The sequence below is a fragment of the Zoogloea sp. GDB6 genome (assembly GCF_056724105.1).
In genome coordinates, this window is the sequence record NZ_CM161497.1 from 4,477,979 (window position 1) to 4,498,903 (window position 20,925).

A 20,925-nucleotide genomic window follows, 5' to 3' on the forward strand; every position below is an offset into this window, starting at 1 on the left:
GTCAATTCAGGATTTCGGTGAGCATGCGTTCGACGCCCTGCTGCCACGCGGGCACGGTGAGGCCGAAGGCGGCCTGCAGCTTGCGGGTGTCGAGGCGGGAGTTGGCCGGGCGGGCCGCGGGCGTCGGGAAGGCGCTGGTGGGCACCGGGCGGATGGCATCCAGCGCGACCTTGAGCGGGATGCCGCGGGCGCGGGCGAACTCGATGACGTGGCAGGCGTAGGCGTGCCAGGTGGTCTCGCCGCCGGCGACGAGGTGGTACAGGCCACCCAGTTCCGCATTGGCGAGGGTGGCGCGGGCGGCGTGGGCGGTGACGTCGGCGAGGAGCTCGGCGCCGGTGGGCGCGCCGTGCTGGTCGTCGATGACGGTGAGCTGCTCGCGCTCGGCGGCCAGCCTGAGCATGGTCTTGGCGAAGTTGCCGCCGCGGGCGGCGTACACCCAGCTGGTGCGGAAGATGAGGTGGCGACAGCCGCTCGCACGGATGAGGTCTTCGCCTTCGAGCTTGGTGCGGCCGTAGACGGACAAGGGGCCGGTGGGCGCGTCTTCCGTGCGCGGGGCGTCGCCGCTGCCGTCGAAGACGTAGTCGGTGGAGTAATGGACGAGCAGCGCGCCACGCCGGGCCGCTTCGCGGGCGAGGACGCCCGGCGCGAGGGCGTTGAGAGCGCGGGCGAAGTCGGGTTCGCTTTCGGCCTTGTCGACGGCGGTGTGGGCGGCGGCGTTGACGATGAGGTCGGGGGCGACGGCGTCGACGGTGGCGGCGAGGCTGTCGGGGTCGGCGAAGTTGCCGGACAGGCCCGGCGCGCCGTCGTGGTCGAGGGCGATGACCTCACCCAGGGGGGCGAGGCTGCGCTGCAGTTCCCAGCCGACCTGGCCGTTCTTGCCGAAGAGGAGGATCTTCATCGCGGGCGTCCTTTCAGCGGGCGGCGTAGTTCTTCTCGACCCACTCGCGGTAGGCGCCGCTTTGCACGTGGGCGACCCAGTCCTGGTGTTCGAGATACCAGGCGACGGTCTTGCGGATGCCGGTGTCGAAGGTCTCGGCCGGGCGCCAGCCGAGTTCGCGTTCGATCTTGCGGGCGTCGATGGCGTAGCGGCGGTCGTGGCCGGGGCGGTCGGCGACGTAGGTAATCAGGCGGCTGTAGCTGCCGGCGGGGTCGGGCTGGAGTTCGTCGAGCAGCGCGCAGAGGGTCTTGACGATGTCGATGTTGGGTTTCTCGTTCCAGCCGCCGACGTTGTAGACCTCGCCGGGGGTGCCGGCGTCGAGGATGGCGCGGATGGCGCTGCAGTGGTCGGTGACGTAGAGCCAGTCGCGGATCTGCTGGCCGTCGCCGTAGACGGGCAGCGGCTTGCCGGCCAGCGCATTGGCGATGATCAGCGGGATGAGCTTCTCGGGGAAGTGGTACGGGCCGTAGTTGTTGGAGCAGTTGCTGGTGGTGACCGGCAGGCCGTAGGTGTGGTGCCAGGCGCGCACGAGGTGGTCGGAGGCGGCCTTGCTGGCAGAGTACGGGCTGTTGGGCTCGTAGGTCTTGGTTTCGGTGAAGGCCGGGTCGTTCGGGCCGAGGGAGCCGTAGACTTCGTCGGTGCTGACGTGGTGAAAGCGGAAGGCGGCCTTGGCTTCGCCGTCGAGGCCCTGCCAGTGGGCGCGGGCGGCTTCGAGCAGCGTGAAGGTGCCTTCGACGTTGGTGCGCATGAAGTCGCCGGGGCCGTGGATGCTGCGGTCCACGTGGCTTTCGGCGGCGAAATGGACGATCGCGCGGGGCTGGTGTTCGGCGAGCAGGCGGTCGATCAGCGCGCGGTCGCAGATGTCGCCGTGCACGAACACGTGCCGCGCATCGCCGTCCAGGGAGGCCAGGTTCTCCCGGTTGCCCGCATAGGTCAGGGCGTCCAGATTGACGACCGGCTCGTCACGCGTTGCAAGCCAGTCCAGTACGAAGTTGGCGCCGATAAAGCCGGCACCGCCGGTTACGAGAATCATGGATGTCCTTGGATAAACTATTCAGCCGGGATTATGACAAACTCAATCTCTTGCAACACCTGCCGCAACCGCAGAGTGGTGAATGCTCGACGAGTTGTTTCGATTATCTCACCCAAAAAAAACACACGTGTGCAAGCTCTGAAGAAAGTACCTGATCCCGCCCGGCAAATGCCGTTGGGGTCAGGGATTTCCGGCATGATGGCAAATACCTGCACGTCTTTGAAGAGGACAGGATGCTGCGCTATCTGCAGCCCACGATAGTCATCCCCACGCTGACCGCGCTCATTCTAAGCACGGTTGCTGGCGGCATCGCATGGCAGCGCATCGAAACCGGCCACCGGGAAGCCCTGCAGCGGGCTTTCAATGCCGAAACCGGCGAGATCACGCTGAAGATCGACGAGCGCTTCAAGGCCTACCGGCAGGTCCTGAGGGGCGCACGGGCCCTTTTCGCCGCCTCCCGGGAAGTCACCCGCCAGGAATGGGGGCAGTACGTGGACGCCTTGCGCCTGTCGGAAGACTATCCAGGCATCCAGGGGGTCGGCCTGGCAGTGCCGCTGCGGGCAGCCGATATGGCACGCCACGAGCGGGCGATGCGTGCCCAGGGCTTTACCGACTACCACCTGAACCCGCCGGGCAGGCGTAACGAATACACCGCAATCATTTATCTGGAGCCCTTCGACTGGCGCAATCAGCGGGCCCTCGGCTTCGACATGTATTCCGAACCGGTGCGCCGCGAGGCGATGGCCCGCTCGCGCCAGCTGGGCATACCGGCACTCTCCGGCAAAGTGAGGCTGGTGCAGGAGACTGCCACCGACACCCAGGCCGGCGTCCTGCTGTATCTGCCGGTGTTCAGGCCGGATGCGGCGCTGGCCACCCCCGCACAAAGGGAGGCCGCCTTCATGGGCTGGATCTACAGCCCCTTCCGTATGAACGACCTGATCAGCAGCGCCGTCGGGGACGCCACCTCGCGTGTGCGCCTGCGCATCTACGACGGCCACGACATCACTCCCGCCAATCTGCTGTTCGACAACCATCCCTCACGTCCCGAAAACGGTCCGGTCAGCAGCCGCAGCGTGCTGGAACTGGACAGCCGCGTGTGGACACTGCTCTTCGACAGCGCCTCAGGAGAGGATCTCGCGCCCCCGGCGCTACGGCTCGAGCAGGCGACGATCGTGCTGATCGGCGCCCTTTTCGTGCTGTTGACGGCGTCCTTCTGTGCCACCCGCCAGCGGGCCGGGGAACTGGCCCGCATCAGCGCATCTCTGCGCCGTAGCGAAGCGCGCTACAGCACCCTGGTCAATCTGTCCGAGGACGGTATCGCCGCCCTCGATGCCAGCTTGTGTTTTACCTACCTGAACCCCCGCCTCATCAAACTTCTCGGTTTTCCGGAAAATGAACTGCTGGGCCGCCGCGTCGACAGCCTGTGGCCCACCAAGGACGCAAGCCGCAGCCAGACCCTGACCGAACGCCTGCGGCACGGCGAGGCCACCGTGCATGAAGAACAACTGCGCAACGCCGACGGACGGCTGATCACCGTCATCGTCACCCTTGCACCGCACGTGGACGAAACCGGTGCGCTGCAGGGCGGCATCCTGACCATCACCGACATTTCCGAACGCAAGGCCTCGGAAGAACGTATCCGCTACCTGGCGACCCACGATCCGTTGACCGGTCTGGCCAACCGGACCATGTTCATGGAACAGATGAACAACAGCCTGCTGATCGCCCACCGCCACCGGACGCGCTTCGCGCTGCTGTTCCTCGACCTGGACCACTTCAAGGAGGTCAATGACAGCCTCGGCCACGCTGCCGGCGACGCGCTGCTGCAGGAAACGGCACGCCGCATGCGCCACTGCCTGCGGGCCAGCGACCTGCTCGCCCGTCAGGGCGGGGACGAGTTTCTGGCCCTGCTGCATGACATTCACGGCATGGACGAAGCCTTTGCAGTTGCCGACAAGATCCGCCGGTCGATCAGTGCCCCCTTCGAGCTGGACGGCCGGTCCTGCTCCGTGTCGGTGAGCATAGGCATCGCGCTGTACCCCGACCACGGCCAGGACCTGGAAACCCTGACCCGCAACGCCGACGCCGCCATGTACCGCAGCAAGCTGGGCGGCCGCGACGGGACCACGGTATCGGCCGACACGCCCTGAGCGCAGTACGATTTACTTGCTGCCGGACCTGCTTCTAGAATCCTCGCCGTCCGTTGCGCCCACACCTGGAGACCCCATGTCCCGCCACACCAAGATCGTTGCCACCCTCGGCCCCGCCTCCTCCGACGCCTCCGTGCTCGAACGCCTCGTGCAATCGGGCGTGGACGTGGTGCGCCTGAACTTCTCCCACGGCACGGCGGACGATCACATCGCCCGCGCCCGCCAGGTCCGTGAGGTGTCCCAGCTGGTCGGCCGGCCGGTCGGCATCCTGGCCGACATGCAAGGCCCGAAGATCCGCGTCGGCAAGTTTGAAGAGGGCAAGATCACGCTGCAGAAGGACGCCGCCTTCATCCTCGACGCCCAATGCGCGCTCGGCAACGCCCACCGGGTCGGCCTCGACTATAAGGACCTGCCCCGCGACGTGAAGCCCGGCGACGTGCTGCTGCTGGACGACGGCCGTCTCAAGCTCAGCGTGGAGCGCGTGCTCGGCCACGAGATCCATACCAAGGTCAAGGTGGGTGGCGAGCTGTCCAACAACAAGGGCATCAACCGCCAGGGTGGCGGCCTCACCGCCCCGGCGCTGACTGCCAAGGACATGGAAGACATCAAGACCGCCGCACTGATCGGCGTGGACTTCGTCGCGATCTCCTTCCCCAAGGGCGCCGCCGACATGTACATGGCCCGCCAGCTGCTGCGCGCCGCCGGCAGCAGCGCGGTGTTGATCGCCAAGATCGAGCGCACCGAGGCCGTCGCCAACCTCGAGGAGATCCTCGACGCCTCGGACGGCATCATGGTGGCCCGCGGCGACCTGGCCGTGGAGGTCGGCGACGCCGCCGTGCCGGCACTGCAGAAACGCATGATCCGGCTGGCCCGCGAGAAGAACAAACTCGCCATCACCGCCACGCAGATGATGGAATCGATGATCCACAGCCCGGTGCCGACCCGTGCGGAAGTGTCCGACGTGGCCAACGCGGTGCTCGACGGCACCGACGCAGTGATGCTGTCCGCCGAGACAGCCTCCGGCAAGTTCCCGGTGGAAGTCGTCGAATCCATGTCGCGCATCTGCCTGGAGGCCGAAAAATCCACCGAGGTGACGATGGACCGGGACTTCCTCGACCGGGTGTTCACGCGCATCGACCAGTCCATCGCCATGGCCGCCATGTGGACCGCCTACCACCTCAAGGTCAAGGCTATCGCCTCCCTCACCCAGACCGGCTCCACCGCCCTGTGGATGAGCCGCCTGAACAGCGGCGTGCCGATCTACGCGCTGACGCCGGAAATCTCGGCGCGCAACCAGATGACCCTCTACCGGGAGGTCTATCCGCTGCTGATGTCGCAGATCCACGCCGACCGGGACGTGCTGCTGTGGGAGGCCGAGCAGATCCTGCTCGAACAGGGCGTCGTACAGTACGGCGACCTCATCGTGCTGACCATCGGCGAGCCCATCGGCGCCGCCGGCGGCACCAACACGATGAAGATCGTGCGCGTCGGCGACACCCCCAGGCCCGGCCCACAGCAAGCACTTAGCACATGAGCATGGATCCCGGTGTAAACTCCGGGCCCGCCAGACGCGCAGGCGGCATGCCGCCACGCTAGAATCCTGCCTTTATAGTCTTTACCCGGCCAATCTTCCGGCCATCGGAGAAAAACCATGCCTCTCGTTTCCATGCGCCAGCTTCTCGACCACGCTGCCGAAAACAGCTATGGCCTGCCCGCGTTCAACGTCAACAACCTCGAACAAGTCCAGGCCATCATGGAAGCCGCTGCGGAAACCGACAGCCCGGTGATCATGCAGGCCTCCGCCGGGGCCCGCAAATACGCCGGCGAAGCCTTCCTGCGCCACCTCATCGACGCCGCCGTCGAAGCCTATCCGCACATCCCGGTGGTCATGCACCAGGACCATGGCCAGTCCGCCGCCGTCTGCCAGGGCGCCATCCGCTCCGGCTTCTCGTCGGTGATGATGGACGGCTCCCTGCTCGAAGACGGCAAGACCCCGTCCTCCTACGAATACAACGTGGACGTGACCCGCCGCGTGGTCGAGATGTCACACGCCATCGGCGTCAGCGTCGAAGGCGAACTGGGCTGCCTGGGCTCCCTCGAAACCGGCCAGGCCGGCGAGGAAGACGGCATCGGCGCCGAAGGCACGCTGGATCACGCCCAGATGCTGACCGACCCCGACCAGGCCGCAGACTTCGTCCGCCAGACCAACGTGGACGCGCTGGCCATCGCCATCGGCACCAGCCATGGCGCCTACAAGTTCACCCGCAAGCCCACCGGCGACATCCTCGCCATCGAGCGCATCAAGGAAATCAACGCCCGCATCCCCAACACCCACCTGGTGATGCACGGCTCCTCGTCGGTACCGCAGGAACTGCTGGAGATCATCCGCCAGTACGGCGGCGACATGAAGGAAACCTACGGCGTGCCGGTCGAGGAAATCGTCCGCGGCATCAAGTACGGCGTGCGCAAGATCAACATCGACACCGACATCCGCCTCGCCATGACCGGCGCGGTGCGCAAGTTCTTCGTCGAGAATCCCTCCAAGTTCGACCCGCGCGAGTTCCTCAAGCCGGCCCGCGAAGCCGCCAAGCTGGTCTGCAAGGCCCGCTTCGAAGCCTTCGGCACCGCCGGCAACGCCAGCAAGATCAAGCCGGTGTCCCTGGACAAGATCGCCGCCCGCTACAAGAGTGGCGACCTCAACCAGATCGTCCGCTAAGGAAGGCACGGGGAGCCCTCTCCCCGGTCTCGCCGGCAGTCATCGAACGGGGCCTCACGGCCCCGTTTCCCATGGTGCAACCCGCACGCGTACTGTCGCGGCGAACTTGTTCGCCCTCCCGCCTGCCCAACAGCCAGCCGTGCCCCCCGTACGCTCCCCTTAAGCCAACCCATTCGCCTCGTTCCGAAGGAGCCCCCGATGGCCGCCCCCTGGTCCGCCCTGTTCAGCGCAATTCCCTGGTCCGACGTGATCGCCCATGCCCCAACCGTCGCCAAGGGCGCCCGCAAGCTGTGGCAAAAGGTCGGCAAGCGCCACGAAGAAAGCACGACGACACCCGTTGCGCCGGATGCCGCAGCTGCCGATCCCGATGCCCGTTTCAGCGCCATCGACTCGCGCCTCGCCGAGGTCGAAGCCCGCCAGCACGACAGCGCCGAACTGCTCGCTGCCCTCGCCGCCCAGAACGCCGAACTCGTGCGCGCCGCCGAAGCCCTGCGCCGCCGTGTGCAGATTCTCGGCGGTGGCCTGCTGCTTCTCGTCGTAGCGTTCGTCGCCAGCCTTTTCCGCTGATCGTTGCTGCGCCGCAACATCCGGCGTGATCCGCGCCACGCCGCATATGCAGCCGCCCTTGCCAGCGCCCCTGCCGTAACGGCAAGATGACGGCCCGACCCAGCCCGGCCGACAGCGCCGCAGAGCCGCCACCATGACCCTGCCCGACTATTTCATCGAGCACGACCAGCGCCAGGCCCTCAACGACGAATTCCACGCCCGACCGCCGGTGCCGCTGGAAAGCCCGCAGCTGATCAGCTACGTGGCGATGCACCACGGGGACGTCAGCCCTGACGATGCGTTGCAGCATCTGCTCGCCCTCGGCAAGCTCCTCGAACGCCCGATCGACAGCGACGGCCGCCATAGCCTGATCGATTTCGGCAGTTTTCAGCTCAAGTGGGAACTGCACAACGAGTTCTCCAGCTACACCTTCTTCCGTTCGGTCGCCCATGGCGAAGGGCTGGAGCACCCCACCTCGGCGCTGGCCGTGGTGCCGGAAGCCTGGCTGCGCAGCCTTCCCGGCAAGCTGATCGTCGCCACCCACGTGGAACTGCGCAGCGTCACCGAGATCACCCCCGAGAGCGTGATGGCCAAGCTGTCGCCGACCGGCAACCAGATGGTCGGCGCCAAGGTGGCCGACGGCGCCGCCTGGGTATTCACCGACTTCTTGTTCGAGGAAGGCTTCTCGCGCTTCCTGATCATCGACGTGTCCCTGACCCGCCGCCAGGCCGGCCGCACCGTGCAGCGCCTGGTCGAGATCGAGACGTACCGCTTGATGGCCCTGCTGGCCTTCCCGGTAGCCAAGGACGTCGGCCGCATGATCGGCGGCGCCGAGCAGCGCCTCGCCGACCTGATGGACCGTACCGGCTCGGCGCGCAACCCGGAGGACGAGCGCAGCGTACTGGCCGACCTGACCACCATGGCCGCGGAAATCGAGCATTCGGTGGCCCGCACCACCTTCCGCTTCGGTGCCGCACGGGCCTACCACAGCCTGGTCATGCAACGCATCGCCGAACTGCGCGAACAGCGCATCAGCGGCCTGCCGACTTTCCACGAATTCATGGAGCGTCGCCTGCTGCCGGCAATGAACACCTGCGTGACGATGGCCCGCCGCCAGGAGGATCTGTCCAGCCGTGTGGCCCGCAACAGCCAGCTGCTGCGCACCCGCGTCGAGGTCGAGCTGGAACGCCAGAACCAGGAACTGCTGGCCCAGATGAACCGCCGCGCCAAGCTCCAGCTGCATCTGCAGGAAACCGTCGAAGGCCTGTCGGTGGTGGCCATCACCTACTACGCCTCGCAGCTGGTGCAATACCTGGCCAAGGGCGTGAAGCACTACATCGAGCCGCTGACGCCGGAAGGCATCACCGCAGTGGCGATTCCGGTCATCGCTGCACTGGTCGCAATCGGCACCCACCGCATGCGCAAGCACCTGGCCGCTGCCGAGGGTCACTCTTAAGGGCGCCATGGGAGGGTCTGTGGGCCCTGCGTCTGTGGGGGCGAGTTCATTCGCCCCCACAGACGCACTGGCTGATCCGCACCACGGAACGTGAGCGTTACTCACCTTCGGCTGCGCCGGTATAATCGCTTTTTGTCCAACGGACCTGACAGACCGTGACCACTCCGCTCTTCGAATCCTCCATCCGCAGCCTGCCCCTGCTGGGCCGCGGCAAGGTGCGCGACATCTACGCCATCGACGCCGACAAGCTGCTCATCGTCACCTCCGACCGTCTGTCGGCCTTCGACGTGATCCTGCCGGATCCCATTCCCCGCAAGGGCGAAGTGCTCACCGCCATGGCCAACTTCTGGTTCGCCCGGCTCGGCCACATCGTCCCCAACCAGCTCACCGGCATCGACCCGGCCAGCATCGTCGCCGCCGACGAAGCCGAGCAGGTGCGCGGCCGCGCGCTGGTCGTCAAGCGCCTCACCCCGCTGCCCATCGAGGCGGTGGTGCGCGGCTATGTGATCGGTTCCGGCTGGAAGGACTACCAGGACACCGGCGCCATCTGCGGCATCGAACTGCCCGCCGGCCTCAAGCAGGCCGAAAAGCTGCCGTTCCCGATCTTCACTCCGGCCAGCAAGGCCGACGTGGGTGACCACGACGAGAACATCAGCTTCGAACAGGCCCAGGCCCGCACCGACGCGCTGCTCGCCGACGCCCTCAAGGGCACCGGCAAGACCGGCGCCCAGCTGGTGGCCGAAGCCCGCGACGCGGCGATCCGCCTGTACACCGAGGCCGCCGACTATGCCGCCACCCGCGGCATCATCATCGCCGACACCAAGTTCGAGTTCGGTATCGACGCCGCCGGCACGCTGCACCTCATCGACGAAGCCCTGACGCCCGACTCCTCGCGCTTCTGGCCCGCCGACAGCTACGCCGAAGGCATCAGCCCGCCGAGCTACGACAAGCAGTACGTGCGCGACTACCTGGAAACCCTCGACTGGGGCAAGGTCGCCCCGGGGCCCAAGCTGCCGGACGAAGTCGTTGCCCGCACCGCAGCCAAGTACGTGGAAGCCTACGAGAAGCTGACCGGCAACACGCTGTAAGCCGGCCAGCGCCCATGGGCGATGACTTTGCCCCGTGGCCACGGCTGAAACGAGCACACGGGCCAAAGCCATTTGCCCGCATCCAACCCGCTACGGCGGGTTGGGTCGTTTACGGCCCCGTCAGCCGACGTGGAAGATGTCGATCAGCGCCTTGCGCTCTTCCGCCGACTCCTCCAGCACCTCTGCCAGCTTGGCCTCGTCCAGGCCCAGCGTGGCGGCCTTGGCCAGACCATGGCGCAGATTTTCGGTTTCCGTATCCGGCGTGAAGGGATTGCGCGTCTCGGCGACCAGATTGGCAATGAAGATCAGGTCCGGAATCGTACCCGGAGGCCAGGAGCCGCCATAAAGCTCGGGATTGTCGACAGCATCCACCAGTTCCCGCGGCATGTTCATCGCCGCCAGTACGGCCCGCCCGACCGGCGCGTGCCAGATCCGCACCAGATCCGACAGCGGGCTTTCGTCGCTGAGCATCTCCGGGTATTCCCACACCCGCGCCAGCAGGAAGAACTGGCCGATGTCATGCACCATGCCGGCAAAGAAGGCCGCATCCGGATCGAGCCGGGTGCACCGCCGCGCCAGCACGCAGGCCGTCGCCGCCACGTCCACACTGTGCGCCCACAGCTTGCGGATCAGCGGCTGGTACGGCCCAAGCAGTTCCCGGTGCAGCAATTGCTCGGCCGCCACCGCCATCGCCAGCGCCCGCAGCTTGCCGAAGCCGATACGCACCAGCGCCTTCGGGACATCGGTCACCAGGCGCCCGCCCGGGTTGTACCAAACGGAATTGGCCAGGGCCACGGTACGCGCCGCCAGCAAAGGCTCGGCCGACACCATCGCGGAGATCTTCGACACCTCCATGTCGGGCACGTCGAGGGCCTCGAGCACCCGCATCGTGACCTCCATGGAGGTCGGGAAGCGCAGCTCCCCCTCCTCCAGCTCCTTGGTGACGGTATGCAGGAAAGCCTGCTCCGCCAGATTCAATGCCTTGTCGCTCACAGCTCGTTCCCCTTCAAACCGGCCGCTCCACGCCCGTCGCCAAGGGCGACACTCCGCGCAGAATTCGGCACAATAAAACCACTCAACCGATCACCCGAAGAACATGACCAACATGCCAACCACCTCGCCCCTGCTCGAACTCTCCGGTCTGCCCCGCTTCGATGCGATCGAGCCGGCCCACGTGGAGCCTGCCGTCCGGAGTCTGCTGGACGCCCTGCGCGCCACCGTCGAACGCCTTCAGGACGACCCCGCCGCGCCCACTTGGGCCAACTTCGTCGAACCCATCGAGAACGAAGGCGAACGCCTCGGCCGTGCCTGGGGCATTGCCGCGCACATGCACAGCGTCATGGACACACCCGAATGGCGCGAAGCCTACAACGTGATGCTGCCGGAGGTCACCCGCTTTTATGCCGAACTGGGGCAAAACCTCAAGCTCTTCCAGAAGTATAAGGCCATCAAGAACGGCCCCGAGTTCGCGACGCTGAATCCGGCCCGCCAGCGCATCATCGACAACGAGCTGCGCGGCTTCCGCCTGTCCGGCGCCGAACTGCCGGACGAGCAGAAACCCCGCTTCCAGGCCATCCAGGAAGAACTCGCCGGCCTCGGCGCCAAGTTCTCCGAAAACCTGCTTGACGCCACCAACGCCTTCGCCCACATCGTCACCGACGAGGCCGACCTGGCCGGCCTGCCCGACGACGTCATCGCCGCTGCCCGGGAAGCTGCTGAGAAGACCGGCGCAACGGGCTGGAAGTTCGGCCTCAAGATGCCGTCCTATCTGCCGGTCATGCAGTATGCCGACAACCGGGCCCTGCGCGAAACCCTCTACCGTGCCTACGCCACCCGTGCCGCCGAGATCGACAACGGCTACAGCAAGGCCGAGTGGAACAACGGCCCGCTGATCAAGCAGATCCTCACCCTGCGCGCCGAAGAGGCCGCGCTGCTGGGCTACAGGAACTACGCCGAAGTATCGCTGGTGCCCAAGATGGCCGACACGCCGGAGCAGGTCCTCGGCTTCCTGCGCGAACTGGCCGCCAAGGCCAAACCCTTCGCCGAACGCGACCTGGCCGAACTGAAGGCCTTCGCCAAGGACCAGCTGGGCCTCGACCCGCTCGAACCGTGGGACGTGGGCTATGCCTCCGAGAAGCTGCGTGTCGCCCAGTACGCGTTCTCCGAGCAGGAGGTGAAGGAATATCTGCCCGAACCCAAGGTGCTCGACGGCCTGTTCGGCGTAGTCCAGAAGCTCTACCGCGTCGATATCAAGCCGGACACCGGCCCGGTGTGGCACCCGGACGTGCGCTTCTTCCGCATCGAGCGCGACGGCCAGCTGGTCGGCCAGTTCTATCTCGACCTCTACGCCCGCGACACCAAGAAGGGCGGCGCCTGGATGGACTCGGCGATCACCCGCCGGCGTCTCGCCAGCGGCATCGAGACGCCGGTAGCCTACCTGGTGTGCAACTTCCCCGGCCCTGTCGGCGGCAAGCCGGCCACCTTCAGCCACGACGACGTGATCACCCTGTTCCACGAGAGCGGCCACGGCCTGCACCACCTGCTGACCAAGGTGGACGACCTGGCTGTGTCCGGTATCCACGGTGTCGAGTGGGATGCCGTCGAGCTGCCCAGCCAGTTCATGGAAAACTTCTGCTGGGAATGGGACGTGGTCCGCGAGATGACCGCCCACAGCGAAACCGGCGCCCCGCTGCCGAAGGAGCTGTTCGACAAGATGCTCGCCGCCAAGAACTTCCAGAGCGGCATGCAGACCGTGCGCCAGCTGGAGTTCTCCCTGTTCGACCTGCAGATCCACATGAACTTCGACCCGGCCCAGCGGGACATACTGGACCTGCTCGCCGAGGTCCGCAAGGAAGTCGCCGTGCTGGTGCCGCCAGCCTGGCACCGCTTCCCCAACAGCTTCAGCCACATCTTTGCCGGCGGCTACGCGGCGGGTTACTACAGCTACAAGTGGGCCGAAGTGCTGTCGGCGGATGCCTTCGCCGCCTTCGAGGAAGAAGGTCGCCCGAAGGGCAGCGTGCTCGACGCCCAGACCGGCGAACGCTTCTGGAACGAGATCCTCGCCGTCGGCGGCAGCCGCCCGGCGCTCGACTCCTTCAAGGCCTTCCGCGGCCGCGAACCGCAGGTAGACGCCCTGCTGCGCCACAGCGGCATGGTGCCGGCATGACGGCGCGGCGGCTGTTCGGCCTGTTGCTGCTGGCCGCCGTACTGCCGGCTGCGGCCCAGAACGCCTACCGTTGGGTGGACGACAAGGGGCGCGTGCAGTACAGCGACCAGCCGCCGCCCCAGTCGGTCAAGCAGTTCGACGAGCGCAAGCTGCAGGCCAACCGTGCTGCAACCGGTCCCCAGCTCCCCTACGCCACGCGCAAGGCCGCCGCCGATTTTCCGGTGACCCTCTATGTGGGCAAGGACTGCGACAAGGCCTGCGACAACGCACGGGCACTCCTCAACAAACGCGGCGTGCCCTTTTCGGAAACCCTGCTACAGACAGAAACCGAGCTTGAGGCCTTCAAGAGTCGTTTCGGGAAAGAGCCTTTCGTGCCGAGCATGGCGGTCGGCCGCGAACTTGAAGCCGGCTTTGCCGAGGCCGCCTGGAAAGCGGCCCTCGATCGGGCCGGCTATCCGTCCGGCAAACCCTGACTGGCATGGACCTCGCTTGATTTCCCGGTAACGGCCCCGCCGCCGTGGGGCCCTCACCGACATCCAGCGAGGCATCCATGACCGACACTCCCGCCCAATCCGCTACTCTCAAGATCGCCGTCGCCACCAAGGGCCATGGCCAAGTGGACCTGCACTTCGGCCACGCCGACGACTTTCATGTGTACGAAGTCGACAAAGATGGCATCCGCTTCGTCGAAAAGCGCATTGTCGAACACTATTGCCAGGGCGGCTTCGGCGACGAGGACAAGCGCGAGGTGATCATCCGCGCCCTCTCAGACTGCGCCGGCCTGCTCGTCGCCAAGGTCGGCGACGGCCCGAAGAAGCGCCTGCAGGACGCCGGTATCGACGCCTCCGACGCGTTCGCCTACGGCGCCACCGAGGAGTCCCTGCGGGCCTGGTACACGGCCCGCAGCGGAGCCTGATCGACAGCAATCAGGCCCGACCGCAGCACGCTTCAGTTTCCCTGCGCTGCGTCGCCCTCCAGTACCAATGCCTGGAATGCCGCCGCAGCCGGCGTGGGGTTGCGGCTCCAGGCGAAGTAAACCTTGCGCTGCGGCGCCTCCTCGATGCGGGCCCTGAGCAGCCCCGCGTACCCCAGCGCCGACTGTTCGGGCACCAGGCCGATGGCCAGGCCCTGCCGCACGATCTGCTCGAGCAGCTCCGCATGATTGACCTCGAAAGCCACGCGCCGCTCGATGCCGGCCGCCCGGAACGCCGCATCGGTCTGCTGCCGCGGCCCGGTGCCGGCCTGGTAGTCCACCAGCGTCTGCCCAGCCAGTTCGCCCAGGCTCAGGCTACTTCGCCCGGCCAGCGGATGGTCCGGATGCAGGATCGCGACCAGGCACTCCTCGCTGAGGAGGCGCGCCGACACCCCCGCCACCGGCTCACCGGGCCACACCCCGATGAAGGCCGCATCGGTCTGCTGACCGCGCAGTTCATCGAGCAGCACATCGCTCATGCCGATGTGGAGACGGATATCGACACGGGGATGGCGGCGATGGAATTCGGCCAGCAAGGCCGGCAGGTTGGCCACGGTGAGGGTCGAGATTGTCCCGACGGTCAGCGTGCCGCGGATCTCGCCCGTCGCGGCAGCCATCTCGTCCCGCAGGCGGCGTGTCGCCTCCTGCACCTGGCGGGCATGGGCGACGAAAGTCCGGCCGGCCGCCGTCAGGGCAACCCGCCGTGACGAGCGTTCGAACAGCCGGGAGCCGAACTCCTCCTCAAGACGGGCCACCTGGTGGCTGAAGGCCGACTGGACGGTATGGCAACGCGCCGCGGCCCGCGTGAAATTGCCCTCCTCGGCCAGGGCCAGCACGAAATCGATCTGCCGCAGGTTCATTCCGATAATCTCCTTTTACGATCAAACCAATGCCAACAATACATTGGAATGATCAATCCGCCTTGCCGATACTGCCCTCCGAACATTGATTCCAATCGATCCGGGGCAGACACCCCGGACACCCTGCCGGAGAGCCCCCCAATGCCCCCACACACCCAAACCCTGACGCCCGGCCTGGTGCGCCTCATGGCCGCCGCCACCGGGCTGGCCGTGGCCTGCAACTACTACGCGCAGCCCCTGCTGCCCGCCATCGCCGACGACCTGCACCTGGACAGCGGCACGGCTGGCACCATCGTCACGACCGCCCAGCTCGGCTATGCCCTGGGCCTGCTGTTGATCGTGCCGCTGGGCGACCTCGTGGACCGCCGCCGCCTGGTCGTCGCCATGAGCCTGCTGGCGGCCGGCGGCCTGCTGATCAGCGGCCTGGCCCCCGGACTCACCATGCTGCTCGTCGGCACCGCCATTGCCGGCCTGTGTTCTGTCGTCGCGCAGATTCTGGTTCCCCTCGCCGCCGCGCTGGCGGAGCCCGCCCAGCGCGGCAAGATCGTCGGCACGGTGATGAGCGGCCTGCTGCTGGGCATCCTGCTCGCCCGCACGATCGCCGGGCTGCTGACAGGCCTCGGCGACTGGCGCACTGTCTATTTCGCCGGCGCCCTGGCCATGCTCACGATCGCAATCGTGCTGGCCCGGCGCCTGCCCGGTGGCGGCGACAGCGTGGATCTCCCCTATCCGCGCCTGCTGCTGTCGGTGCTCCAGCTCTTCCGCGAGGAAGCGGTGTTGCGCCGCCGGGCCGTGCTAGGCGCCCTGTCCTTTGCCAACTTCAGCGTGCTGTGGACCTCGATGGCCTTCTTCCTGAGCGCACCGCCCTTCGGCTATGCCCCGGCCACCATCGGTCTCTTCGGCCTTGCCGGAGCAGCCGGCGCCCTCGCTGCCCCGCTCGCCGGTCGCCTAGCCGACTCGGGGCGCGGGGAAATCGCAACCCTGCTGGCGCTCGGCATACTGCTGCTGTCCTGGGTGCCGCTAGGCCTGGCCGCCGAGCACGGCCTGACGAGCCTGCTGATCGGCGTCCTGCTGCTCGACTGGGCAGTCCAGGGCGTCCATGTGAGCAATCAGGGCGCGATCTACCGGATCCGTCCGGATGCGCGCAATCGCCTCACCGCCGCCTACATGACCAGCTACTTCATCGGCGGCGCGCTCGGCTCGCTCGCCTCGGCCCAGGCCTACGGCATCGCCGGCTGGTCCGGCGTCGTCATGGTCGGCGTCGTCCTCAGCGCAGCCGGCATCGTGGCCTGGCTCGGCCTGCACAGTCCAGACACGTGATCTCCGCCCTCGCGGCATGGATCGGCAAGCGCTAAGACCCCTGTCACTGGCACAATCACGGCAAACCCATCAGCGGTAAGTCGCCAGGTGTGCAGCCAAAAGCGCATCCTACGCACGAAAACCGCGCCAATACTGGATTTCAAGCCCCCATGAAGATCGCCACCTGGAACGTTAACTCCCTCAAGGTCCGCCTGCCCCACGTCGTCGACTGGCTGGCCGCCAATCAGCCCGATGCCCTGTGTCTGCAGGAGCTCAAGTGCGAGAACAAGGCCTTCCCGCTGGCCGAGATAGAAGCGGCCGGCTACCAGGCCGTCTTCAACGGCCAGAAGACCTACAACGGCGTGGCCATCCTGACGCGCAAGCCGCTGGAGAACGTCACGCTGGACATCCCAGGTTTCGCCGACGAACAGAAACGCATCATCGCCGGCACCCTGGACGGGGTCCGCATCGTGTGTGGCTACTTTCCCAACGGCCAGGCAGTCGGCTCCGACAAGTTCGTCTACAAGCTGGCCTGGCTGGAAGCACTGACCGCCTGGCTGAAGACCGAGCTGCAGGCCACCCCGCAACTAGTCCTCGGCGGCGACTACAACATCGCCCCGGAAGACCGCGACGCCCACCCGGACTGGAAGGACGAGATCCACGTGTCGGTGCCGGAACGGAACGCCTTCAAGGCCCTGCTGGACATCGGCCTCACCGACGCCTTCCGCCTCTTCGAGCAGCCGGAGAAGAGCTTTTCCTGGTGGGACTACCGGATGATGGCCTTCCGCCGCAACGTCGGTCTGCGCATCGACCACCTGCTGGTGTCCCAGCCGCTGGTCGAAAGATGCACCGCCTGCGCTGTCGATAAAACCCCGCGCAAGCTGGAGCGCCCGTCCGACCACGCGCCGGTGGTCGTCGAACTGGCATGACGGACAACGCCGACGGCGCGCTGAACGCCCCGTTGAACACCCTTTACCCAGTGCTGACGGCACTGCCGGCCGCCGCCAGCTTGCGCCTGCAACAGCACGCCCAGGTCGTCAGCGTGCCGGCCGGGGCCGTCGTCTTCGACGAGTTGCAGGCCTGCCAAGGCTTCCCCTTCGTGTTGTCGGGCAGCCTGCGGGTCGTCAAGGCCGCCCCCAACGGGCGGGAACTGCCGCTGTACCGGGTCACACCAGGCGAGACCTGCATCATCTCGTCGGCCTGCCTGCTCGGCCACGCCCCCTACAACGCCCGCGGCATCGCCGAGACGGAGACGCGCCTGCTGCTCCTGCCGAATGCCGATTTCCAGGCCCTGCTCGGCGAAGCGGCATTCCGCGACTTCATCTTCCAACTGTTCTCCGAGCGCATTGCCGACCTGATGCAGCTGATTGAGGAAGTCGCCTTCCGCAAGCTCGACCAGCGCCTCGCCGCACTGCTGCTCGGCAAGGGGCAACGCCTGCATGTCACCCACCAACAGCTCGCCGACGAACTGGGCAGCGTGCGGGAGATCGTCAGCCGCCTGCTGAAGGGTTTTGCCGAACAAGGGCTCGTCGCCCTGTCCCGCGAACAGGTGGACATCCTGAACCCCGCCGGCCTACGCCGCGTCGCCTCGAACTGACGGCCGGCAGGCTGTGTAACCAAGGTTACAGACGCCTGTCGCGAAATGCTGGTGAAATACGAACACCTGAATGGAGCGGCCAAGGAGGCCATCATGAAACGAAACGAAGGCAATCTCGACAGGATCGTGCGCGTCGGCGGCGGCGCCGCGCTGGTGGCATGGGCGGCGCTCGGCGGCCCGGTATGGGCGTGGATCGGCCTGATGCCTATCGCCACCGGGCTGATCGGTTTCTGCCCCGCCTACACGCTGATCGGCATCAACACCTGTCCGATGAAGAAGGACTGATCCGCACGACGCACTATGAAAAAACCCGGCTCTCCGCCGGGTTTTTTCATACCTATCCTTCCGCGCTCAAGCGGCAGCCCCGCCACGCGCCGCCACGTGGTTGGCGATGCGCACGAACTCATCGACGCCGAGCTTCTCGCCACGCAGGCCGGGATCGATGCCGAGCGCCGCGTAGTCGTCCTCGGCAAGGTAATCGCGCAGCGTGTTGCGCAGGGTCTTGCGACGCTGGCCGAAGGCGGCGGTGACGATCTTGCCGAGCAGCGCGTAGTCGGCAGCCGTGCATTCCGCCGCCGGCCGCGGCACCATGCGCACGATGCTCGACATCACCTTCGGTGCCGGGCGGAAGGCGCCGGGCGGTACGTCGAACACGCGGCCCATGTTGAAGCGGTACTGCAACATCACCGACAGTCGCCCGTATTCCTCGGTACCCGGCTCGCCGACCATGCGCATCACCACTTCCTTCTGCAGCATGAAGGTCATGTCCTTCACCTTGTCGGCAAACTCGGCCAGGTGGAACAGGATCGGCGTGGAGATGTTGTAGGGCAGGTTGCCAACCACCCGCAGCGGGGCCCCATCGGCCACCAGGCTGCCGAAATCGAACTTGAGAGCATCGCCCTCGTGGATCGTCAGGCGCTCAGGCGGGTGGGTCGTCTTCAGGCGGGCGATCAGGTCGCGGTCGATTTCCACCACGTGCAGGTGGCCGAGGCGGTCCATCAGCGGCTCGGTCATCGCGCCGAGGCCGGGGCCGATCTCGACCATGCGATCGCCTTCCACCGGGCGGATCGCCTCGATGATCTTGCGGATGATGTTGGGGTCGGACAGGAAGTTCTGGCCGAAGCGCTTTCGCGCCTGATGTTGTTCGCTCATCCGTTTTTCCTTTCCCACGCGGCCAGCGCGTCCTTGATGCGGGCCACCGCCGAGAAGCCGGCCTGCTCGCCGGCGAGAATCGCCTCGTGGCGCTGCTGGAAGTTGGTGGCCGGCACGCCGCGCAGTTCCGGGCGGATGATCACGTCGGCGCCGGCCAGTTCGACCTTGCCGAGGGCGCCGCCCATGATGGAGATGGTGTCGAGCAGGACGTCCGCGGTGCCCTGGTTCTTCTTGCCGCTCTGGCGGCCCGAGATGTCCACCGCGATGATAAGGTCTGCGCCGAGGCTGCGCGCCTCGCGCACCGGGATCGGCGCCACCAGGCCGCCATCCACGTACTCACGGCCACTCACCAGCACCGGCGGGAAGACGCCAGGGATGGACGCCGACGCGCGCACCGCGGTACCGGTGTTGCCGCGCTGGAAAATGATCGGCTCGCCGCTCTGCAGGTCGGTGGCCACCGCCGCGAAGCGCCGCTTGAGCCCTTCGATGGGCTTGTTGCCGACGTTGGTGTTGATGAAGCGCTCGAGGGCCTCGCCCTTGATCACCCCGCGGTCGAACAGGCTCCAGTCGGTGATCGCCGACTCGTCGAGCTGGATCGCCAGGCGCTGCAGTTCGAACGGGCCGTGGCCGGCCGCGTAGAGTGCGCCGACCACCGAGCCGGCGCTGGTGCCGACCACGAAGTCCGGCACGATACCATTGGTTTCCAGGGCCTTGATCACCCCGATGTGCGCGAAGCCGCGCGCCGCGCCGCCCCCCAGGGCCAGCGCGATTTTCGGCTTGCGGGCCGCCAGCGGACGGGCGGGCACCTCGGCGGACTTCTGCGGCAGGCCGCCGCAGGCAGCCAGGCCCAGCGCGGAGGCGGCGCCAAGCAACAAACGTCGACGGATGTTCATGCCTGGCTCCGTCCCTTGGCCATCTGGATGGCCAGTTCGACGGCGGCGAACAGGCTGCCCGGCTCGGCGCGGCCGGTGCCGGCCAAGTCCAGCGCGGTGCCATGATCGACGGAGGTGCGGATGATCGGCAGGCCGAGGGTCACGTTGACGCCACCGCCGAAGCTGGCGTGCTTGAGCACCGGCAGGCCCTGGTCGTGATACATGGCGAGCACCGCGTCGCCCTGCTCCAGCGTATGCGGTACGAACAGGGTGTCAGCCGGCAGCGGGCCGACGAGCTGCATGCCTTCGGCACGCAGGGCGTCCAGCACCGGCGTGATGACCTCGATCTCCTCGGTGCCCATATGGCCGCCCTCCCCCGCATGGGGATTGAGGCCGGCCACCAGGATGCGCGGCGACGCCAGGCCGAAGCGCTCGCGCAGATCCTTGTGCAGGATGCGCAGGGTGTCGGTGAGCAGCGGACGGGTGATCGCCGCCGGCACGTCCTTCAGCGGCAGGTGTGTCGTTGCCAACGCCACCCGCAGGCCGCCGCCGACCAGCATCATCACCACCAGCGGCGTGGCGGTGGCTTCGGCGAGATATTCCGTGTGCCCCGAGAAAGGCACGCCGGCTTCGCAGATGATGCCCTTGTGCACCGGCGCGGTAACCATGCCGGCGAACTCGCCGGACTTGCAGCCGTCGATGGCTCGGTCGAGCACCGCCAGCACGTAGCGAGCATTGATCGCATCGAGTCGGCCAGGAGCCGCTGGCATAGCCAGCGGCACATTCAGGACTTCCAGCGCACCCTCGCGGGAGGCGCCGTCCGGGCGGTAGTCGATGATGTCAAGGGAGGGTTCGACCGCATGGATGCGTGCCGCGATCATGTCACGGTCGCCCAGCACGACGAGGCGGGCGGGCCATTCGCGACGCGGCAGCGCAGCGCACAGATCGGGGCCGATCCCGGCGGGCTCGCCGCTGGTGATGGCAAGGACGGGAAGCTGAGAGGACATCTGAGGAGAGAAAAATGGGAAAAGCCCCACAAGGGGGCTGGAGAGAAAACTATACGCGCGTCGGACCGTCATC

Annotated in this window: 20 protein-coding genes; 13 read left to right on the forward strand and 7 right to left on the reverse strand. The window is 66.8% G+C overall.

Features of this window, described 5'->3' with window-relative positions:
- Position 1: 1 nt before the first annotated feature.
- Together rfbD and rfbB are read right to left on the reverse strand one after the other, a co-directional pair.
- On the reverse strand, positions 2-898 hold the full coding sequence (gene rfbD / locus AC1PQG_RS20460) for a dTDP-4-dehydrorhamnose reductase (protein WP_481119601.1): 897 nt from the start codon (positions 896-898) through the stop codon (positions 2-4).
- A gap of 13 nt (positions 899-911) precedes the next feature.
- Positions 912-1,970: a dTDP-glucose 4,6-dehydratase gene (gene rfbB / locus AC1PQG_RS20465; protein WP_481119602.1), complete on the reverse strand. Its 1,059-nt coding sequence runs from the start codon at positions 1,968-1,970 to the stop codon at positions 912-914.
- Between the two features lie 233 nt (positions 1,971-2,203).
- On the opposite strand from rfbB, the gene AC1PQG_RS20470 reads away from it, so the two are divergent.
- The 6 genes from AC1PQG_RS20470 to AC1PQG_RS20495 all read left to right on the forward strand — a co-directional run bounded on the left by AC1PQG_RS20470 (position 2,204) and on the right by AC1PQG_RS20495 (position 9,926).
- A complete protein-coding gene (locus AC1PQG_RS20470) occupies positions 2,204-4,120 on the forward strand; it encodes a CHASE domain-containing protein (protein ID WP_481119603.1) in 1,917 nt (638 codons plus the stop codon).
- Positions 4,121-4,196: 76 nt separating this feature from the next.
- On the forward strand, positions 4,197-5,654 hold the full coding sequence (gene pyk / locus AC1PQG_RS20475; protein WP_481119604.1) for a pyruvate kinase: 1,458 nt from the start codon (positions 4,197-4,199) through the stop codon (positions 5,652-5,654).
- A gap of 117 nt (positions 5,655-5,771) precedes the next feature.
- Positions 5,772-6,836 carry a class II fructose-bisphosphate aldolase gene (fba, locus tag AC1PQG_RS20480; RefSeq protein ID WP_481119605.1) on the forward strand — a complete coding sequence of 355 codons (1,065 nt, stop codon included), beginning with the start codon at positions 5,772-5,774 and terminating at the stop codon, positions 6,834-6,836.
- A gap of 198 nt (positions 6,837-7,034) precedes the next feature.
- Positions 7,035-7,403, forward strand: coding sequence for a hypothetical protein (locus tag AC1PQG_RS20485; RefSeq protein WP_481119606.1), 369 nt, complete (start codon positions 7,035-7,037; stop codon positions 7,401-7,403).
- A gap of 133 nt (positions 7,404-7,536) precedes the next feature.
- Positions 7,537-8,838: a DUF3422 family protein gene (locus AC1PQG_RS20490; protein WP_481119607.1), complete on the forward strand. Its 1,302-nt coding sequence runs from the start codon at positions 7,537-7,539 to the stop codon at positions 8,836-8,838.
- A gap of 155 nt (positions 8,839-8,993) precedes the next feature.
- Positions 8,994-9,926 carry a phosphoribosylaminoimidazolesuccinocarboxamide synthase gene (locus AC1PQG_RS20495; protein WP_481119608.1) on the forward strand — a complete coding sequence of 311 codons (933 nt, stop codon included), beginning with the start codon at positions 8,994-8,996 and terminating at the stop codon, positions 9,924-9,926.
- 120 nt (positions 9,927-10,046) lie between these two features.
- Here the strand turns inward: AC1PQG_RS20495 and AC1PQG_RS20500 are convergent, their stop codons facing one another.
- Positions 10,047-10,919, reverse strand: a complete 873-nt coding sequence (locus tag AC1PQG_RS20500) for an HDOD domain-containing protein (protein ID WP_481119609.1) — start codon at positions 10,917-10,919, stop codon at positions 10,047-10,049.
- Positions 10,920-11,022: 103 nt separating this feature from the next.
- Here AC1PQG_RS20500 and AC1PQG_RS20505 point away from each other — a divergent pair, with 103 nt between their 5' ends.
- The 3 genes from AC1PQG_RS20505 to AC1PQG_RS20515 all read left to right on the forward strand — a co-directional run bounded on the left by AC1PQG_RS20505 (position 11,023) and on the right by AC1PQG_RS20515 (position 14,008).
- The gene (locus AC1PQG_RS20505; RefSeq protein ID WP_481119610.1) at positions 11,023-13,092 is read left to right on the forward strand and encodes a M3 family metallopeptidase; all 2,070 of its coding nucleotides are present in this window, start codon (positions 11,023-11,025) and stop codon (positions 13,090-13,092) included.
- Positions 13,089-13,565, forward strand: a complete 477-nt coding sequence (locus AC1PQG_RS20510; RefSeq protein ID WP_481119611.1) for a DUF4124 domain-containing protein — start codon at positions 13,089-13,091, stop codon at positions 13,563-13,565. The genes AC1PQG_RS20505 and AC1PQG_RS20510 overlap by 4 nt, the downstream gene beginning before the upstream one ends.
- A gap of 77 nt (positions 13,566-13,642) precedes the next feature.
- Positions 13,643-14,008 carry a NifB/NifX family molybdenum-iron cluster-binding protein gene (locus AC1PQG_RS20515; RefSeq protein WP_481119612.1) on the forward strand — a complete coding sequence of 122 codons (366 nt, stop codon included), beginning with the start codon at positions 13,643-13,645 and terminating at the stop codon, positions 14,006-14,008.
- A gap of 32 nt (positions 14,009-14,040) precedes the next feature.
- Here AC1PQG_RS20515 and AC1PQG_RS20520 read toward each other — a convergent pair whose 3' ends face one another.
- The gene (locus AC1PQG_RS20520; protein ID WP_481119613.1) at positions 14,041-14,925 is read right to left on the reverse strand and encodes a LysR family transcriptional regulator; all 885 of its coding nucleotides are present in this window, start codon (positions 14,923-14,925) and stop codon (positions 14,041-14,043) included.
- 141 nt (positions 14,926-15,066) lie between these two features.
- Between AC1PQG_RS20520 and AC1PQG_RS20525 the strand changes: the two genes are divergently transcribed.
- The 4 genes from AC1PQG_RS20525 to AC1PQG_RS20540 all read left to right on the forward strand — a co-directional run bounded on the left by AC1PQG_RS20525 (position 15,067) and on the right by AC1PQG_RS20540 (position 18,106).
- The gene (locus AC1PQG_RS20525) at positions 15,067-16,245 is read left to right on the forward strand and encodes an MFS transporter (RefSeq protein WP_481119614.1); all 1,179 of its coding nucleotides are present in this window, start codon (positions 15,067-15,069) and stop codon (positions 16,243-16,245) included.
- Between the two features lie 149 nt (positions 16,246-16,394).
- Complete coding sequence (gene xth, locus AC1PQG_RS20530) at positions 16,395-17,153, forward strand: exodeoxyribonuclease III (RefSeq protein ID WP_481119615.1); 759 nt, start codon at positions 16,395-16,397, stop codon at positions 17,151-17,153.
- Positions 17,150-17,821, forward strand: coding sequence for a Crp/Fnr family transcriptional regulator (locus tag AC1PQG_RS20535; RefSeq protein WP_481119616.1), 672 nt, complete (start codon positions 17,150-17,152; stop codon positions 17,819-17,821). The genes xth and AC1PQG_RS20535 overlap by 4 nt, the downstream gene beginning before the upstream one ends.
- A gap of 93 nt (positions 17,822-17,914) precedes the next feature.
- The gene (locus tag AC1PQG_RS20540) at positions 17,915-18,106 is read left to right on the forward strand and encodes a YgaP family membrane protein (RefSeq protein WP_481115752.1); all 192 of its coding nucleotides are present in this window, start codon (positions 17,915-17,917) and stop codon (positions 18,104-18,106) included.
- Positions 18,107-18,172: 66 nt separating this feature from the next.
- Here AC1PQG_RS20540 and rsmA read toward each other — a convergent pair whose 3' ends face one another.
- The 3 genes from rsmA to pdxA are packed head-to-tail and all read right to left on the reverse strand — an operon-like array spanning position 18,173 to position 20,852.
- The gene (gene rsmA, locus AC1PQG_RS20545) at positions 18,173-18,973 is read right to left on the reverse strand and encodes a 16S rRNA (adenine(1518)-N(6)/adenine(1519)-N(6))-dimethyltransferase RsmA (protein ID WP_481119617.1); all 801 of its coding nucleotides are present in this window, start codon (positions 18,971-18,973) and stop codon (positions 18,173-18,175) included.
- The gene (locus AC1PQG_RS20550; RefSeq protein WP_481119618.1) at positions 18,970-19,866 is read right to left on the reverse strand and encodes a patatin-like phospholipase family protein; all 897 of its coding nucleotides are present in this window, start codon (positions 19,864-19,866) and stop codon (positions 18,970-18,972) included. Before AC1PQG_RS20550 ends, rsmA begins: the two co-directional genes overlap by 4 nt.
- Positions 19,863-20,852 (reverse strand): 4-hydroxythreonine-4-phosphate dehydrogenase PdxA, encoded by a 990-nt coding sequence (gene pdxA, locus AC1PQG_RS20555; protein ID WP_481115755.1) that lies wholly within the window; start codon positions 20,850-20,852, stop codon positions 19,863-19,865. The genes AC1PQG_RS20550 and pdxA overlap by 4 nt, the downstream gene beginning before the upstream one ends.
- Between the last annotated feature and the right edge of the window lie 73 nt (positions 20,853-20,925).